Genomic DNA, 17,380 nt, shown 5'->3' on the forward strand with positions numbered 1-17,380 from the left:
GATGGGGCGACCTACGGGGCTCGAACCCGTGACATTCGGCACCACAAGCCGACGCTCTGCCAGCTGAGCTAAGGCCGCCACACAGACCCGCCGCGGTTGGCGCCGCGACGGGGCTGGGAATAAGGCTAGCCGGCCGCCGCCGTCAACTGCCGGCCGCGCGATTCCACCCAAGGCCGCAACCGGGCGAGCGCCGCGTCGATCACCGCCTCCCCCTTGCAGAAGGCAAAGCGGGCGTAGTGGCTGGGAGCTCCGGCCGAGGCATAGAAGGCGGTGACCGGGATGGCGGTGACCTTGGCCTCCTCGGTCAGCGCCCGGCAGAAGGCCACGTCGTCGCCGTTGAAGCCGAGCGGGCGGAAGTCGGTGGTGATGAAGTAGGACCCCTGGGTCGGCAGCACGCCGAAGCCGAGCTCGGCCAGGCCCTTCGCCAGCCGGTCGCGCTTGGCCTGCAGGTGGGCGGACAGTCCGGCAAAGTAGCCGTCGTCCTTCAGCAGCCCGACTGCCACGCCGCGCTGCAGGTTGGGCGGCGTGGTGAAGGTCAGGTTCTGGTGCGCCTTGGCCACGTTGGGCGCGAGGCTGCGGTCGCAGGTGATGTAGCCCACCTTCCAGCCGGTCAGGCTGAAGGTCTTCCCCGCGCTACCGATCCGCATGCAGCGCTCGCGCATCCCCGGCAGGGTCATCAGCGGGATGTGCTTCCAGCCGTCGAAGGTCAGGTGCTCGTAGACCTCGTCGCAGATGGCGTAGCAATCGTGCCGCTGCACCAGCTCGGCGATGAAGGCCAGCTCGGCGGCGGTGAAGACCTTGCCGGTCGGATTCATCGGGGTGTTGAACAGGATCGCCTTGGTCTTCGGCCCGAAGGCGGCGGCGAGTTCGGCGCGCGGCAGCGCCCAGTCCGGCGGGTTCAGCCGGACCAGCTTCGGGATGGCGCCGAGCAGCTTCACCACGGGCAGGTAGGTGTCGTAGAGCGGCTCGATCAGCACGCATTCGTCGCCCGGGTTCAGCACCGCCATGAGACAGGCGGTGATCGCTTCCGTGGCGCCCGAGGTGACGACGACCTCGGCATTCGGGTCGGCCTCGATCCCGTAGAAGCGGCGGTTGTGGGCGGCGACGGCCTGGCGCAGCTCCGGCACCCCGGTCAGCGGCGGGTACTGGTTGCGGCCGTCCTTCAGCGCCGCGGCCGCGGCCTCGATCACGTCCTCGGGCCCGTCGTAGTCGGGGAAGCCCTGGCCGAGGTTGATCGCGCCATGCTCCAGCGCCAGCGCGCTCATGACGGTGAAGATGGTGGTGCCGGTGGCCGACAGCAGGCTGTTCTGCGGCTGCATTCCGCCCTTGCCCTTTTCTCGATGGATCGGAGGATTCGATGGATCCGGGCGCTGCCTAGACGCATTTTGGCGGCCGTGGAACCTGGCCCGGGGTCGGTCGGCATAATGCGGACCCGCCTCCCCTGCCGCAAGTCGCGGGCGGAACGGCATTTGCCGCCGGGTTAGGCAGATTGCTGCCGCCGCAGGCGCATTTCGGGCAGAAACCGGTGGATTACGGCCCGGCGGCCGATTGAACCCTTGGCACGGGGCGTGCAAAACACCTTGGGCCGGCACCGCCGGAACGGGCGGAGAGGTCAGGAGGAAGCGTCATGCCGGGACTGCTTCGGAACGAAGGCCATACCCGGAACGCAAAGCGGAGCCGATGAAGAAGATCGAGGCCATCATAAAGCCCTTCAAGCTCGACGAGGTGAAGGACGCCCTGCACGAGATAGGCCTGCAGGGCCTCACCGTCGTCGAGGCCAAGGGCTTCGGGCGCCAGAAAGGCCATACGGAACTCTACCGTGGGGCCGAATACGTCGTCGATTTCCTGCCGAAGGTGAAGATCGAGGTCATCTGCACCGACGACCTCGTGGACCGTGCGGTGGAAGCGATCCAGCAGGCCGCGCGGACCGGCCGCATCGGCGACGGCAAGATCTTCATCTCGGAGATCCAGGAAGTCATCCGCATCCGCACCGGCGAACGGGGCGAGGACGCGGTCTGAACCGCAAGCGGCCGGCCGGGGGCGGGCCGCCTGCACGACGGGTGCGCTGGATACCCCGGCCATCGCCCAGGCGGCGATGGCCGGGACCAGGGCACCGGGAACACGCCGCGACCGGGACGAGCCCACGGTTCGCGGCGGATTACCCGGGCAACAGGCCGCCGCGCGCGAGCCTGGGGCACGGGTCGCGGCGTGCGCCGCGCCGAGGGGGCGAAAGGGAATCCCGTAAGGGTTCCGGGACCAGTCAGGGGTACAGGTTACATGGCAGACAAGGCAGCCGCCATCTCCAAGGTCATGGAAATGATCAAGGAGCACAGCGTCGAATACGTCGACTTCCGCTTCACCGACCCGCGCGGCAAGTGGCAGCACACCGCCCAGCACATCTCGACGGTCGATGAGGATACCTTCGTCGACGGCATCATGTTCGACGGGTCCTCGATCGCCGGCTGGAAGGCGATCAACGAGTCCGACATGATCCTGATGCCGGACCCGGTGAACGCCTGCATGGACCCGTTCAGCGCCAAGCCGCAGCTGATCCTGTTCTGCGACATCATCGAGCCCTCGACCGGCCAGTTCTACGCCCGCGACCCGCGCGCCACCGCCAAGCTGGCCGAGGCCTATGTCGCCTCCTCCGGCGTCGGCGACAGCGTCCTGGTCGGCGCCGAGGCCGAGTTCTTCGTCTTCGACAGCGTCCGCTTCGGCACCGGCGGCAACTTCGCCAGCCATTTCCTGGAGAGCGTCGAGGGCCCGGGGTCGTCGATGAAGGAATACCCGGAAGGCAATATGGGCCACCGCCCCGGCGTGAAGGGCGGCTACTTCCCGGTGGCGCCGGTCGACGGCGACGTCGACCTGCGCGCCGAGATGCTCTCGACCATGGGCGAGATGGGCCTGCCGATCGAGAAGCACCACCACGAGGTGGCGCAGTCGCAGCACGAGCTGGGCACCAAGTTCGGCACGCTGACGACGATGGCCGACCAGATGCAAATCTACAAGTACTGCGTTCACAACGTCGCCCACAGCTACGGCAAGACCGCGACCTTCATGCCGAAGCCGATCTACGGCGACAACGGCTCGGGCATGCACACTCATCTGTCCATCTGGAAGGAAGGCAAGCCGCTGTTCGCCGGCAACGGCTATGCCGACCTGTCGGAGCTCTGCCTCTACGCCATCGGCGGCATCATCAAGCACGCCAAGGCGGTGAACGCCTTCACCAACCCCTCGACCAACAGCTACAAGCGGCTGATCCCGGGCTTCGAGGCGCCGGTGCTGCTGGCCTATTCGGCCCGCAACCGCTCGGCCTCCTGCCGCATCCCCTATACGACGAGCCCGAAGGCGAAGCGCGTCGAGGTGCGGTTCCCGGATGCCTCGGCCAACCCGTACCTGGCCTATGCCGCGCTGACCATGGCGGCGATGGACGGCATCAAGAACCGCATCCATCCAGGCGACCCGATGGACAAGGATCTCTATGACCTGCCGCCGGAGGAGCTGAAGGGCATCCCGACGGTCTGCGGTTCGCTGCGCGAGGCGCTGGGCGCGCTCGAGGCCGACCACGACTTCCTGCTGGAAGGCGGCGTCTTCAGCCTCGACCAGATCCAGAGCTACATCGAGCTGAAGTGGTCGGAGGTCTACCGCTTCGAGCACACCCCGCACCCCGTCGAGTTCGAGATGTACTACTCCGTCTGACCGGACCGGCTTCGGCGACGCAGGAGGGCCCCGCCGGCGACGGCGGGGCCTTTTCCGTTTCAGGCCGGCTCCAGCCCGCCGGCGCGCAGCAGGTCGGCCGTCAGCGCCGCGGCCAGCCAGCGCAACAGGGCCGCCGCGCGCGCATCGGCGCCCGCGAACAGTGCCGCGGTGAAGACCGCGCGGGTATTGATCGCCTCCGGCACCGGGCCGACGATCTCGACGCCCGGGATCGCCATCAGCTCGCTCACCTGCTGGATCGCCAGCGCCACCTCGCCGCGCGCCGCGAGCTCGGCGGTGAAGCCCTGCGGGATCACGGTCGCCTTGGCATTGACCTCGGCGGCGATGCCCAGCCGCTCGATCAGCCCGGCGAAGAAGATGCCGCTGGCCCCGGCGCGGGAATAGGCCAGGCTCGGCGCCGCCAGCAGCGCGGCGCGGAATGCCTCGGGCGTCGCAATGTCGGGATGCGGCGCGCCCGCCCGCACCGCGACGCCGACCGAGGAGCGGCAGAGATCGACCCGGCCCGCGCCGTCCAGCACGCCTGCCGCCGCCTGCGCCGCGATGCCCTCGGCGGTCAGGATGGCGATGTCGGCCCGCTCCCCCGCCTCGATCGCCGCGACCAGGCGTGCCGTCGGGTCGAAGCGGATCTCCGGGCGGAAGCCCGCCGCCTCCGCCGCCGGCAGCAGGTCGCGCACCACGCCGAGCACGCCGAGCGTGGAAAGGACCCGGATGGGTGGGGTGGTCATGCGGCAGCCTCCTGGGCTCAGCGTGGATAGGTTTCGGGCCGGACGTCTTCCAGCCAGTGATGCGCCAGCCCCGCCGGCGCGACCAGGGCGGTCTCCGCGGCATCCTCGCCCAACCGGTGCAGCAGCGCGCCCGGCAGCCGGTCCCCCGGCAGACCCGGCTGCATCTCCGGCTCACAGAGGAAGGAAACCGGCGGAGCCCAGGCATAGCAGACCGCGCCGCGGGCAAAACGATGGTGCAGGTGGAGGTGGCCGGAGGCGACCAGGCGCAGCCCGGGATGCTCGAGCAGGGGGCGCAGCGCGGCGCGCGCCTCGGGCGCCACCGACCAGTAGTCGAAGGCCGGGTCCTCCGGCGCGGTGGTGAAGGCCGGGGTGTGCAGGAATACGGCGAGGCGCCGGTCGCCGATGCCGGCGGCGGCCTCGGCGACGAAGCCGGCCTGCGCCGCCTCCTCGGCCAAGCCGGTGCCTATGATCTCGGTGTTCAGCCCGACGAGGCGCCAGCCCGGCAGGTCGCGCCGCCACATGTCCTCCCCGGCCAGGCTACGGAAGCGCGCCAGCCGCGCCGCATCGACCGGCTGGGCCGGCATGGTGCGCGGGTCGCTGCCGACATCGTGGTTGCCCGGCAGGACCAGCAGCGGCGCCGGCAGCGCACGCAGCAGCCCGGCGGCGAAGTCGAGGTCCGCATCGCGGTCGGCGCCGTCGAGCGAGAGGTCCCCGGTCACCACGATCAGGTCCGGCCGCGCCGCCGCCGCCCAGTCGCCGAGCAGCGCCAGGTTCTGCCGGAACAGCATCGTCCGCGGCGAAAGATGCGTGTCCGATATCTGCAATATGCTGGTCACCTGGCGCCCTCCCCGGCCCTGCCCGCAAGGCTAGCACGGGAAAATCGTGAAGTGCCGCATGCGGGACTTCGACCGGCCCGCGCCCTATGCTGGAAGCGGCCGGCAAGGACTTCGCATTGAGCGCGACCACCACCGACGCGGCGCCCGAGCGGGTGCTGCGCGGCATCCTCCTCATCCTCGCCTCCGTGGTGCTTTTCTCCGTCTCCGACGCCATGGCGAAGCTGCTGCGGCTGCAGGGCCTGCCGGCGGTGGAGATCGCGTGGCTGCGCTACATCGTCTTCGTCGTGCTGGCCTTCGGGCTGGCGGCGCATGGCCGGGTGCTGCGGCAGCGGCCGAAACGGCTGCGGCTGCAACTGCTGCGCGGAGTCACGCTGGTCGGCTCCGCAGTGCTCTTCGTTGCCGGGCTGGGCCACCTGCAGATCGCCGAGGCGACCGCCATCAGCTACATCTCGCCCGGCTTCGTCACCGCGCTGTCGATCATCTTCCTCGGCGAGAAGGTCGGCGTAAGGCGCTGGGCGGCGGTCGCGGCCGGGTTCCTCGGCGTGCTGATCGTGATCCGCCCAGGCAGCGGGGCGATCCAGTCGGCGGCGCTGTTTCCGCTGGCATCGGCGCTTTGCTGGGCCGCAACCATCGTTATCACCCGCCGCATGGGCGCGGGCGACCGGACCGAGACGACGGTGCTGGGGTCGGCCGGCACCGGCCTTGTCATCCTCTCGGCGCTGGTGCCCTTCGGATTCGTGGTGCCGAACCTGCCGCAGCTCGGCCTAGGTCTCGCGCATGGCATCTGCTCCTCGCTCGGGCAGTACATCGTCATCCTGGCCTACCGGCAGGCCGCGGCCTCGGCGCTGGCACCCTTCTCCTATGTGCAGCTGCTGTTCTCGACGTCGCTGGGATGGCTGATCTTCTCGTCCGTGCCGGATGGCGGGACGCTGCTGGGCGCCGCGGTGATCATCGGCAGCGGGCTCTACACCGTGCACCGCGAGCGCGTGCGGGCGCGGGAGCGGGCGGCCGCGCGCGCCTGAGGCTTGCCGGTCGCGCCGGATCGCCGCACCATCGCGGCGGTACAGCGCGGGAGGCTGGCGATGGCGCAGGGCGGATCGGCCGGACGCTTCGGAGGGCGCGTCGCCTTCGTCACCGGCGCCGCCTCCGGCCTCGGCCGCGCCACCGCCGCGGGGCTGGCGCGGGACGGCGCGAGGCTGCTGCTCTTCGACCGCGACGCCGACGGCCTTGAGGCGACCGCCGCGCTCTGCCCGGGCGCCGCCTGCGTCACGGGCGACGTCACCTCGGCCGCCGATCTCGACGTCGCGGCGCGCGCCGCGGCGGAGCTCGGCCCGGTCACGCTGCTGGTCGCCGCGGCCGGCATGCTCGGCCCCGCCAGGCCCGCCGAGACGGTGACGGAAGCGGAGTGGGACCGGCTGTTTGCCGTCAACGTCAAGGGATCCTGGCTGACGGTGCGGGCGCTGCTGCCGGCGATGCGCGCGGCGGGCGGCGGGGCGATGGTGCTGTTCGCCTCGACTGCCGGGATCGCCGGCTCGGCCACCCTGCCCGCCTATTCCGCAAGCAAGGGCGCGGTGGTGATGCTGACCAAGAGCCTGGCGCTGACCCATGCGGCCGAGGGCATCCGGGTCAACTGCGTCTGCCCCGGCTCGATCGAGACGCCGATGCTGGAGGCAACCTTCGCCTCCGCCGGCGATGCCGTCGCCCGTGCCGCACGCGAGGCCGCCTTCCGCGCCCGCCACCCGATGGGCCGCTTCGGCCGGGCGGAGGAGGTGGCGGAGACGGTGCTCTTCCTGCTTTCCGACGGCGCCGGCTTCATCACCGGCACCGCCATTCCGGTTGATGGAGGCCGGCTTGCCTGAGGCGGCCGATCGGCCGAGCGCGGCGGGCGACAGCCTCGGCGCCGCCGCGGCGCATCGGCCGGCCCCGCCGATCCCGACCCGCTTCACCGGCCGCGTCGCCGTCGTCACCGGCGCGGCGCGCGGCATCGGCGCCGCGACCGCGGCGCGGCTGGCGCAGGACGGCGCCCGCGTGCTGCTGGCGGACCGGCTGGCGGAGGTCGCGGAGACCGCCGCGGCGATCGGCGGCCAGGCCCTCGCGCTCGACCTGGGGGAACGCGGTGCCGGGGAACGCCTCGCCCATGCCGCGCTCGATGCCTTCGGCCGGATCGACATCCTGGTGAACAATGCCGGCATCGGCGGCTCGAAGCCGCTCGCCCAATCGGACGACGACCTGATCGACCGCTTCATCGACATCAACCTGAAGGCGGTGCTGCGCGTAACGCGCGCCATGCTGCCGCACCTGCCGCGGCCGGGCGGCAGGGTCGTCTCGGTTTCCTCAACCTTTGGCATCGCCGGCGTCCCCGGCACCACCGCCTATGCCGTCGCCAAGGCCGGAGTCGCGCAGATGACGCGCCAGCTCGCGGCCGAGTTCGGCCCGGCCGGCATCCTGGTGAATGCCGTCGCACCCGGGGTGATCGAGACGGCGATGACCGAGGGGCACCTGGCGCGCGACTACTACCGCCGCGCGGTGCTGGCGCCGACGCCGCTGCGGCGCGCCGCCCGGCCCGAGGAGGTGGCGGCGGTGATCGCCTTCCTCGCCTCGGCGGATGCCTCATACGTCACCGGCCAGGTGATTGCGGTGGATGGCGGCTGGCTGGCCGGGCGGCATGTCCCGCCGGATGACGAATAGGCGGCGCCTGCCGCCGGACACCAAGGGAGCAAGCGATGCCTGCCTTCGACATGCGCGTGAACTGGCCGAACGGCGCCCGGGTCGCCGTGATGCTGACCTTCGACTTCGATGCCGAGACGCTCTGGATGGCGCGCGACCCTGAGAATGCCCGCCGCCCCGGCATCCTCAGCCAGGGAAAATACGGCGCCAAGGTCGGCGTGCCGAAGATCCTCGAGACGCTGGAGGATGCGGGCGTCCCCGCCACCTTCTTCATCCCGGGCTGGACGGTCGAGAACCACACCGGCCGCTGCGAGATGATCCTCAAGGCAGGGCACGAGATCGGCCACCACAGCTACAGCCATGAATGGATCGCGCTCGACGACACCGCGAAGGAGGTCGAGGAAATGGAGCGCGGCCTGCACGCGCTGAAGTCGCGGCTCGGCGTGGTGCCGAAGGGCTACCGCTCCCCGGCCGGCGAGACCAGCGAGAACCTGATCCGCCTGCTCGACAAGCACGGCTTCACCTACAACTCCTCGCTGCTCGACGACATCAACCCCTATCGCCACGCCATGCCGGACGGACGCCCCGGCCCGATCGAGCTGCCTTGGCATTGGAGCCTCGACGACGCACCCTATGCGCTGTTCTCCATCAAGGGTCCGCGGCCGATCTTCCCGAACAGCCACCTGAAGGAGATCTTCCAGGCCGAGTTCCAGGAGATCCATCGCTGGGGCGGCACCTACAACCTGGTCATGCACCCGCAGGTCAGCGGAAGGCCGAGCCGCATCGCGCTGCTGCGCGAGATGATCGCCTGGATGCGGGAATTCCCCGGCGTCTGGTTCGCGAATTGCTCGCAGGTCGCCGAGGCCTGGGCCACGCACCATGAGGGCCGCTGAGAGGATGCCGGTGATGACCCTCCCCGCTTGGCGCGGCCTGCTCGCGGCCACCGCCCTCACGCTGCTCGCCGGCGCCGCTGCGGCCCAGCCGCGCGAGAAGCCGCTGCGCCTCGTCGTGAATGTCGGGCTGCAGAACCTCGACCCGATCGCCGGCCCGAGCTTCGTGACGCGCAACTTCGCCTACATGGTCTACGACACCCTCGTTGCCATGGACGGCAAGGGCGAGTACCGGCCGCAGATGCTGGAGTCCTGGACGCCCAGCGCGGACCGGATGAGCTGGAGCTTCAGGCTGCGCACCGGCCTCGAATTCCATGACGGCACGCCGGTCACCGCCGAGGATGCCGTCGCCTCCATCAAGCGCTGGGGCCAGCGCGATTCCATCGGCCGCCGGCTGATAGCGGCGACGAGGGAGATCCGCATCCTCGATGCCTCGACCTTCGTCATCGACCTCGCCCAGCCCTTCGGCCACGTGATAGAGGCACTGGGCAAGCCGAGCGTCCACGTCCCCTTCGTCATGCCCGCCCGCATCGCCAACGCGACGCCGCCGACCAGTTCGGTGAAGGAGGTGGTCGGCAGCGGGCCGTTCCTCTTCATCAAGGACGAATGGGTCCCGGGCGAGAAGACCAGCTTTCGCCGCAACCCGGCCTATCGCCCGCGCGAGGAAGCCGCCGACGGCCTCGCCGGCGGCAAGCGCCCCCTGGCCGAGCGGGTCGAGTTCGTCACCATGACCGATGTCTCGCTGCGCGCCGCGGCCTTGACCCAGGGCGAGGTGGACTACCTGGAATATGCGCCCTTCGATTACCTGCCGCGCTTCCGGCGGGACCGAAACCTGGTGATCTCGCAGGCCGGCGGCATCAGCCAGATCATGGGCGGCGTCTCGATCAACCACTACCTCCCGCCCTTCAACAACCTGACCATGCGGCGCGCGCTGCAGGCGGCGCTCGACCGCGGCGAGATCGTCGCGGCGCACGGGTTGCCGGCCGACATGACCTCGCCCGACTGCGTCTCGGTCTACATGTGCGGCACGACCTACACCAACGACGCCAGCGGCGACCTCATCCGCAACCCGAGCCTCGACCGTGCCCGCGCGCTGCTGAAGGAGGCGGGCTACGCCAACGAGCGCATCGCCATCCTGCAGCCCGCCGACAGCGCGCTGATCAACCCGATGGCCATGGTGGTGATCGATCGCCTCAAGCGCGCCGGCTTCAACCTCGACGTCCAGGCCGGCGACTGGTCGTCCATCGCCGGCCGCTGGGTGACGCGGGAGCCGATCGACAAGGGCGGCTGGAACCTGGTGCCGGTGATCTATACCGGCTTCGACCTGGCAGACCCGTTGTCCAATGTCGGCATCGGCTACAACTGCACCAACAACCAGCCCTGGGGCTATTGCGTCGAGGCGATGAAGCCGGTGCTCGACGCCTATGTCGCCGAGAGCGACCCGGCGAAGCGGAAGGCGCTGGCGGCCGAGCTGCAGAAGCTTGCGATCGAGAACGTCACCTTCTCGATGGACGGCCAGTTCCGCAGCCCCGCCGTCTGGCGCTCCGAACTGAAGGGGGTGATCGACTTCGGCTTCCCCGTGCTGTGGAACATCGAACGCGCGAAGTAGTCTTGGCGCGCCCTGCGCCGCGGCCGCGGGGCTGATGTCTGGGGCGGTCGCGCCGAGGGGCCGCATCGGGCTGCAGGGGGCAGGATGGGACGCAAGCTCATCGTCTTCGCCGACGGGACCGGCAACGCCTACGGCGTCCGGGAATCCAACGTGTGGCGGCTCTACCAGGCGCTCGACCGGTCGCAGCCGGACCAGATCGCCCGCTACGTCAAGGGCGTCGGCACCAGCAGCCTGCGTCCGCTGGCGCTGCTCGACGGCGCGACCGGGTTCGGCGTTCCCTCCAACATCCGCGAGCTCTACCGCTTCCTCTGCTGGAACTGGCAGGAGGGCGACGAGATCTGGGCCTTCGGCTTCAGCCGCGGCGCCTTCACCGTCCGCAGCCTGATCGGCCTGATCAAGAGCGAAGGCCTGGTCCCGGCAACCATCGGCGGCGCCGCGGTGACCCGGGCGGAGATGCGGCGCAACGCCATGGCGGCCTGGCGCGCCTACCGCTCGAACAGCCCCTCCTGGCGGCGGCGCTGGTTCACCATCACCGCCACGCGCTGGGTCCGCGACCGCCTGCTCGCGGCTTGGCACGGGCTGCTCCGGCACCGGGCCTATGCCGGCGTGCGGCAGGCGACGCTGGACCAGCGCCGCACCACGCCGACGGTCCGCTTTCTCGGCCTGTTCGACACGGTCGAGGCCTATGGCGTGCCGATCGAGGCGCTGCGCTCGGCCATCGACCGGGTGGTCTGGCCGATGACCTTCCGCAACCGCCAGCTTTGGGCGGAGGTGCGGCAGGCCCGGCACGCCCTCGCGCTCGACGAGGAGCGCGTCACCTTCCACCCGCTGCTCTTCGACCGGCAAGCCGAGGGCGACCCCGACCGGATCCGGGAACTCTGGTTCGCCGGGGTGCATTCCGACGTCGGCGGCGGCTACCCGGACGATGCGCTGGCCGGCGTGCCGCTGGCCTGGATGGCGATGGAAGCCCGGCAGGCCGGGCTGCGGCTGCGCATCGGTGCGCTCGATGCCGTCCAGGCGGCCGCCTCGCCCTTCGCCGCCTGCCATGATTCGCGCACCGGGCTCGGCGTGTTCTACCGCTACGGCCCCCGCCAGGTCCGCAGCGACGGTCCGCGGCAGGCGACGGCACCGCTGGTGCACCACTCGGTCGTGGAGAAGATCGCCTACGGCACCGACGCCTATGCCCCGGTCGCGCTGCCGGCCAGCGCGGCGGTGCGGCTGCCGGACGGACAGCTGGTGCCGCTCGAGGATTTCGGGACGCATCTGCCGCCGGACCAGCGGAAGGCGCTGGCCAAGGACCAGGCGCAGGGCCGCGCCACCACGCTGACCGCGGCCGCGATGCTGAACCGGCCCGACCGGGCGATCACCGGGACGATGGGCGACCTGATCTGGTGGCGCAAGCTCGCCTATGTCCTGCTGTTCCTAGCCACCGCCGGCCTGGTGGCCCTGCCCTTCCTGCTCGGCCATCCCGCCCCCGACGCCGGCTGGCTCACGCGCATCGGCGGCCTCGCCGCGCTCGTCTTCGCGCCCGTGGTCGAGGCGCTGCGCGCGGTGCTGCCGACCTGGTCGGGGCGCTGGCTCGACCCCTTCCTGGAGGCCCCGCTGATCGCGGGCGGGCTCGTGCTGCTGGCCTTCGGGCTGGATGCGCTGGGCGGCCGCCTGCGCGACACCATCGCCGAGCAGGCGCGCAGCGCCTGGCTGCCGGCGGTCCGGCAGACCGTCCGGAACCGGCCCGGGGCGAGGCCGCGCGGCCTCGCCCTGCGCCTGGCGCGCCGGCTCCGCAACGCCGGGGGCCTCGGCGTCGCAAGCCGGTTCCTCAGCCGCGCCGTGCTGCCCGTCGTGCTCCTGCTGGCGCTGCTGGCGGGCGTGCTGCTGGCGGCCCACCGCATCGGCCTGGCTTGGCGCGTGGAGGCGTTCGGCCTCTGTGTCCCGACTGCGCCGGGGACGGCGGAGCCGGCGGAGTTCCCCACGAGCGATCCCTGCTGGGCCAGCGGCCGCCGCGTCGTGCGGGGCGAGCGCTACCGGCTCCGCCTGGAGATGACCGAGGCCTTCCGCGACCAGAACCGGCCGTCCGGCATCGGTGGCTTCCGCCCGGCCGGCTGGCGCCACCGGCTTGCCGCCCCGTTCCGCCGCTGGAGCTGGGGCGCGGCCTGGTTCCAGCCGATCGCCCGCATCGGCCCGAGCGCCGGCACGGAATGGGCGCTGCCCGGCCCCGTCGCGCCGGCGGACCCCGGAGCCCAAGGCCTTGTCACGGAATTCGTCGCACCGCGCGACGGCGAGCTTTTCCTCTACGTCAACGACGCGCTGCCCTTCGGCGCGGGGGTCGGCGCCTTCTACGGCAACAACGCCGGCAGCGCGCGGGTCACGCTGGAACGCCTGCCGGCCGGCCCGTGACCGGCTACCCCGCCAGATGCGGCCGGCGGACCAGCCGGCCGAGCAGCCCGTCCACCGGCCCGCAAAGGGTCGAGACCAGCCAGCACAGCCCCGCCGCCAGCACCACCGCCGGCCCGCTCGGGACATCGGCGTGGAAGGACAGCAGCAGCCCGGCATAGGCGCTGGCCGCGGCGATGCCGACGGCGGCGTAGGCCATCCCGCCGACGCCGCGCGCCCAGTGCCGTGCCGCGATCGCCGGCAGCATCATCAGCCCGACCGCCATCAGCGTCCCGAGCGCCTGGAAGGCGGCGATCAGGTTCAGCACCACCAGCGCCAGGAAGCCCATGTGCCACCAGGCGCCGCGCGCGCCGACCGCCTGGGCGAAGCCGGGGTCGAAGCATTCCAGCACCAGCGGCCGCCAAGCCAGGGCCATGACGCCCAGCGTGACGCTGGCACTTCCCGCCATCAGCAGTAACGCCGCGTCGTCGACGCCGAGCACGCTGCCGAAAAGCAGCGAGGTCAGCTCAACCGCCCCGCCGCGCCAGGAGACCATCGCCACGCCCGCCGCCAGCGCGACGAGGTAGAGCGCGGCGAGCGAGGCATCCTCCCGCCCCCCGGTCGCCCGCGACAGCGCCCCGGCCCCGACCGCGACCGCGAGCCCGGCGACCAGCCCGCCCGCCGCCATCGCCGGCAGCGACAATCCGGCCAGCAGGAAGCCCGCCGCCACGCCCGGCAGGATGCCGTGGCCCAGCACGTCGGCGGTCAGGCTCATCCGCCGCAGCATCAGGAACAGGCCGAGCACCGGCGCCGCGACGGACAAGGCGAGGCAGCCGACCAGCGCGCGGCGCAGGAAGCCGTAATCCAGGAACGGCGTGACGAGGAGGTCGAGGATCAGGCCGCGTCCCGCCGCTCGCAGGCCTCGGGTTCGGCCGACCAGGCCTCGGCCATCATCCGCGCGCGCAGCCGGTTGGCCGCGGTCAGCACCTCCCCGGTCGCGCCCCAGCCGAGGCAGTCCCGCGCCAGCAGCAGGGTGTCGGGGAACTCCCGCCGGACCAGGTCGAGGTCGTGCAGCACCGCGACCACGGTCCGCCCTTCGCCGTGCCAGCGATGCACCATGGCCAAAAGGTCGGCGGCGGTCCGCGCGTCGAGCGCGTTGAAGGGTTCGTCCAGCAGGATCACCGGCGCATCCTGTAGCAGCAGCCTGGCAAACAGCACCCGCTGGAATTGCCCGGCCGAGAGGCTGCCGACCGGGCGCCCGGCGAAGCCGTCGAGCCCGACCGCGGCCAGCGCCGCGAGCGCCCGCCCGCGTCCGGCGGCTCCGATGGCGCGGAAAGCCCCGGCCTCGCGCCACAATCCGAACAACACGGCGTCGAGGCAGGACACCGGGAAGCCCCGATCGAGCGCCGCCGCCTGCGGCAGCAGCGCGACCTGGCCGGCCGCCCCTTCGATCCGGCCGGCATCAGGCCGGTGCAGCCCGGCCAGCGCACGCAGCAGGGTGGACTTGCCGGCGCCGTTCGGCCCGACCACCGCGGTCAGGCTGCCCGGCGCGAAACGGCCGGAGACATGGTGCACCGCCGGCCGCCGGGCATGGGAGACGGTGACGTCGGTCAGCCGGATCTCGGCCGGCCTCATGCCGCCAGGGCCCAGGCAACCGCGGCCCACAGCACCGCCGCGACGCCGCCGGCCAGCGCCAGGCGGGCGCCGGCACCGGAGGACAGGGCGAGCGGATCGGGAATGGACCAGCGGGAAACGGAATGCATGATGTTATTACATAACATCCAGTCCTCCCCTGCAACACCCCTTCCCGACGACGCGGTACCCCGCGGCATGTGATATGCTGCCAAGGTCACAGCGCTTGAGTGCGGGGTGACAGTTCTCGCCGGTTCCGCTAGCCCTGTCTCGCGGCGCCGTGAGCCGATAAGCGCCCATTCCACGTTACGGTGTCCTATTCCATCAACCAGGACTTAATGTCCCGCGATGCATCAGGCCTCCCCCGCCCATGATCAGGCTGTCGTCCCGCCAGCCCCGGCTACGGATGGCGGCTGGCGGCTGCGCCCGGGCGGCATGCGGCTCTCGACCCGGCTCATCCTCATCATCGCCACCTCCCTGCTGCCGATCCTGGCCATGCAGGTCGCCATCGCCTGGAGCCAGTGGTCCGAGCGCAAGGCGCAGCTGGCCGACCTGACGATCCAGCAGGCCCAGCTCCTCGCCGGCAACCTCGACGGCATCGCCCAGGGCGCCCGCATCCTTCTGGGTGCGGCGACCGAGAGCCTGGAGGTGCGGCAGCTTGAGCCGGGCTGCGACCGGCAGCTCGCCCGGCTGCGGCGGCATGCGCCGGGCTATGCCTTCATCGCCCTGGTCGATCCCGCCGGGCATGTCGCCTGCGCCTCCGACCCCAGCCTCGCGGTGCGGGATGCGGACGCCGGCTGGATCGCCGCCGCCCGCGTCGTCACCGAATTCGGTGCCGGCCGCTACACGAAGACGAGCGGCAACCCGGACGGGGTGCTGCCCTTCTACCTGCCCATCGCCACCGATACGGCGGCCGGTGGCGGCACGCTTGTCGCGGCGCTCGAGCTTGGCTGGCTGGAACAGGCGCTGCAGCGGATGAAGCGGGACGGCTCGCCCTTCATCGCCTCCTCCGTGCTGACCCTGGCCGATGCGGATGGCGTGATCCTCGCCCGCGACCAGCGGCATGCTGACTTCGTCGGGCAGTCCTTCCCACCCGCTGCCATGTCGCTGCTGCAAAGTCCCACCCCGGGCAACCTGCGGCTCCGCAGCATCGACGGGACCGAGCGGCTGATCGGCTATTCGCCGCCGACGCGGGAGAATTACGGCGTCGCCGCGGTGATCGGCTTCGACGAGCAGGAGCTGCTGCGCGACATCAAGCAGGCGCTGCTGCGGGGTGTGCTGATCGTCGGCGGCGGCAGCCTGCTGGCGCTCGGCATGACCTTGCTGGTCGCCCGCCGCTTCATCGCCGCGCCGACCGATGCGCTGCTGCAGGCCGCCCGCCGCTGGCGCGCCGGCGACCTGGCGGCACGCGCGCCTGGGGCCGGCCGGCATTCCGAATTCGGCCAGCTCGCCGGCGCCTTCAACCGCATGGCCGTGGCGCTGCAGCAGCGGGAGGAGGAGCTGCGGCACCACGCCCAGTTGCTGGAGGACCGCGTCGCCGACCGCACCCAGGCGCTGCGCCAGGCGAACGCCCGGCTGGAGGCCGAGGTGCAGGAACGCCGCAATACCGAAGCCGCGCTGCTCCAGGCGCAGAAGCTGCAGGCGGTCGGCCAGCTCGCCGGCGGCATCGCGCACGACTTCAACAACGTCCTTCAGGCGGTGCTCGGCGGCGTCGCGCTGATCGCCAAGCGGGCCGGCGACCCCGCCGCGGTGGCGCGGCTGACCGGGATGGTCGAGGAAGCGGCGCAACGCGGCCAGTCCATCACCCGCCGGCTGCTCGCCTTCTCGCGGCGGGAGGAGCTGCGGGCCGACCGGCTGGATGTCGGCGCCCTGCTGGTCGGGCTGCGCGAGGTGCTGGCGGCGACGCTCGGCGCCGGGATCCGGGTGGAAGTGGAGGCGCCGCCGGCGCTGCCCGCGGTCTTCGCCGATCGGGGCCAGCTTGAGACGGTGCTGGTCAACCTGGCGACCAATGCACGTGACGCCATGGAAAAGGGCGGCCGGCTGACCCTGATGGCCGAGCCCTTGACGGTGGCGCCGGAGGATCCGGGCGGCCTCGCCGCCGGCGACTTTATCCGCGTGACGGTGGCCGATACCGGCGCGGGGATGAGCGTCGAGACCCTGGCCCGGGCTGGCGAGCCCTTCTTCACCACCAAACCGGTCGGCCGCGGCACCGGCCTCGGCCTCGCCATGGCGCGCAGCTTCGCCGAGGGCTCGGGCGGACGGATGACGATCGAGAGCAAGCCCGGCTGCGGCACCCACATCGCGCTCTGGCTGCCGGCGATGGCCGCGGCGGCGGAAGCCCTGGTGGCCGCCCCGCCCCGTCAGGCGCGCCCCGCCATGGCGATGTCCTGCCGCGCCCGGGTTCTGCTGGTGGATGACGAGCCGGTGGTGCGGGAGGTGCTGGCGACCCAGCTGGCCGATGCCGGCTACGCGGTGACCGAGGCCGAGGATGGCGCCGCCGCCCTCGCCCTGCTCGCCGGAGGCATGGCCTGCGACGTCCTCGTCTCCGATCTGGCGATGGAGGGGATCGACGGTGTCACCCTGATCCGCGAGGTGCGGCGCGCCCGGCCCGGCTTGCCGGCCATCCTGGTCACCGGCTACGCCGGCGACGCGGCGGCTCTCGCGGTCGGCCAGCGGGTGGACGGCACCTTCACCCTGCTGCGCAAGCCGGTGACGGGAGCGCTGCTGGTCGACCAGGTGGCGGCGCTGCTCGGCTGGCGGGAGACGGTGCAGGGCTGATCGCCGGGGGATGGAGCGCCCGCCCGCGTAACTCTGCGCTGGGAGCGCCCATCGACGGCGCCGTCGCATGCATGCGCAGGCACGGGGTGTTCCACCGCGCCGGTGCAGGCCACGCGAAGACCGCGGGCAGCGACCGCGCCGGCGTCATCCTCGGCG

General features: G+C 71.8%; 15 protein-coding genes and 1 tRNA gene. 9 read left to right on the plus strand and 7 right to left on the minus strand.

Annotated features, from left to right (window positions below; all coding sequences use genetic code 11):
- Positions 1-2 precede the first annotated feature (2 nt).
- Positions 3-78: transfer RNA gene (locus E2C06_RS02890), tRNA-His, on the minus strand.
- A gap of 47 nt (positions 79-125) precedes the next feature.
- Complete coding sequence (locus tag E2C06_RS02895; protein ID WP_133287066.1) at positions 126-1,319, minus strand: aminotransferase; 1,194 nt, start codon at positions 1,317-1,319, stop codon at positions 126-128.
- Between the two features lie 361 nt (positions 1,320-1,680).
- On the opposite strand from E2C06_RS02895, the gene E2C06_RS02900 reads away from it, so the two are divergent.
- Positions 1,681-2,019, plus strand: a complete 339-nt coding sequence (locus E2C06_RS02900) for a P-II family nitrogen regulator (RefSeq protein ID WP_133287067.1) — start codon at positions 1,681-1,683, stop codon at positions 2,017-2,019.
- A 258-nt stretch (positions 2,020-2,277) separates the two neighbouring features.
- On the plus strand, positions 2,278-3,699 hold the full coding sequence (gene glnA / locus E2C06_RS02905; protein WP_133287068.1) for a type I glutamate--ammonia ligase: 1,422 nt from the start codon (positions 2,278-2,280) through the stop codon (positions 3,697-3,699).
- 59 nt (positions 3,700-3,758) lie between these two features.
- Here glnA and E2C06_RS02910 read toward each other — a convergent pair whose 3' ends face one another.
- The gene (locus E2C06_RS02910; protein WP_133287069.1) at positions 3,759-4,442 is read right to left on the minus strand and encodes a substrate-binding domain-containing protein; all 684 of its coding nucleotides are present in this window, start codon (positions 4,440-4,442) and stop codon (positions 3,759-3,761) included.
- A 17-nt stretch (positions 4,443-4,459) separates the two neighbouring features.
- Complete coding sequence (locus E2C06_RS02915; protein WP_133287070.1) at positions 4,460-5,278, minus strand: metallophosphoesterase family protein; 819 nt, start codon at positions 5,276-5,278, stop codon at positions 4,460-4,462.
- Positions 5,279-5,394: 116 nt separating this feature from the next.
- Here E2C06_RS02915 and E2C06_RS02920 point away from each other — a divergent pair, with 116 nt between their 5' ends.
- The 6 genes from E2C06_RS02920 to E2C06_RS02945 all read left to right on the plus strand — a co-directional run bounded on the left by E2C06_RS02920 (position 5,395) and on the right by E2C06_RS02945 (position 12,838).
- Positions 5,395-6,300, plus strand: a complete 906-nt coding sequence (locus E2C06_RS02920) for a DMT family transporter (RefSeq protein ID WP_206664407.1) — start codon at positions 5,395-5,397, stop codon at positions 6,298-6,300.
- A gap of 60 nt (positions 6,301-6,360) precedes the next feature.
- Positions 6,361-7,137, plus strand: a complete 777-nt coding sequence (locus tag E2C06_RS02925; protein ID WP_133287072.1) for an SDR family NAD(P)-dependent oxidoreductase — start codon at positions 6,361-6,363, stop codon at positions 7,135-7,137.
- Positions 7,130-7,966 carry an SDR family NAD(P)-dependent oxidoreductase gene (locus tag E2C06_RS02930; RefSeq protein ID WP_241671086.1) on the plus strand — a complete coding sequence of 279 codons (837 nt, stop codon included), beginning with the start codon at positions 7,130-7,132 and terminating at the stop codon, positions 7,964-7,966. The genes E2C06_RS02925 and E2C06_RS02930 overlap by 8 nt, the downstream gene beginning before the upstream one ends.
- Before the next feature lie 35 nt (positions 7,967-8,001).
- Positions 8,002-8,838, plus strand: a complete 837-nt coding sequence (locus E2C06_RS02935) for a polysaccharide deacetylase family protein (protein ID WP_206664408.1) — start codon at positions 8,002-8,004, stop codon at positions 8,836-8,838.
- 13 nt (positions 8,839-8,851) lie between these two features.
- Positions 8,852-10,444, plus strand: coding sequence for an ABC transporter substrate-binding protein (locus tag E2C06_RS02940; protein WP_133287074.1), 1,593 nt, complete (start codon positions 8,852-8,854; stop codon positions 10,442-10,444).
- An 84-nt stretch (positions 10,445-10,528) separates the two neighbouring features.
- Positions 10,529-12,838: a T6SS phospholipase effector Tle1-like catalytic domain-containing protein gene (locus tag E2C06_RS02945; protein WP_133287075.1), complete on the plus strand. Its 2,310-nt coding sequence runs from the start codon at positions 10,529-10,531 to the stop codon at positions 12,836-12,838.
- A gap of 4 nt (positions 12,839-12,842) precedes the next feature.
- On the opposite strand, the gene E2C06_RS02950 is transcribed toward E2C06_RS02945, so the two are convergent.
- The 3 genes from E2C06_RS02950 to E2C06_RS40195 are packed head-to-tail and all read right to left on the minus strand — an operon-like array spanning position 12,843 to position 14,577.
- The gene (locus tag E2C06_RS02950; RefSeq protein ID WP_456305168.1) at positions 12,843-13,754 is read right to left on the minus strand and encodes a metal ABC transporter permease; all 912 of its coding nucleotides are present in this window, start codon (positions 13,752-13,754) and stop codon (positions 12,843-12,845) included.
- Positions 13,709-14,449: a metal ABC transporter ATP-binding protein gene (locus E2C06_RS02955; protein WP_133287076.1), complete on the minus strand. Its 741-nt coding sequence runs from the start codon at positions 14,447-14,449 to the stop codon at positions 13,709-13,711. Before E2C06_RS02955 ends, E2C06_RS02950 begins: the two co-directional genes overlap by 46 nt.
- Positions 14,446-14,577 (minus strand): hypothetical protein, encoded by a 132-nt coding sequence (locus tag E2C06_RS40195; RefSeq protein WP_277751781.1) that lies wholly within the window; start codon positions 14,575-14,577, stop codon positions 14,446-14,448. The genes E2C06_RS02955 and E2C06_RS40195 overlap by 4 nt, the downstream gene beginning before the upstream one ends.
- Before the next feature lie 217 nt (positions 14,578-14,794).
- Here E2C06_RS40195 and E2C06_RS02960 point away from each other — a divergent pair, with 217 nt between their 5' ends.
- Positions 14,795-17,224, plus strand: coding sequence for a response regulator (locus tag E2C06_RS02960; protein ID WP_133287077.1), 2,430 nt, complete (start codon positions 14,795-14,797; stop codon positions 17,222-17,224).
- Positions 17,225-17,380 lie beyond the last annotated feature (156 nt).

It is taken from the genome of Dankookia rubra (genome assembly GCF_004355005.1).
In the GTDB taxonomy this organism is placed as follows: domain Bacteria; phylum Pseudomonadota; class Alphaproteobacteria; order Acetobacterales; family Acetobacteraceae; genus Paracraurococcus; species Paracraurococcus ruber_A.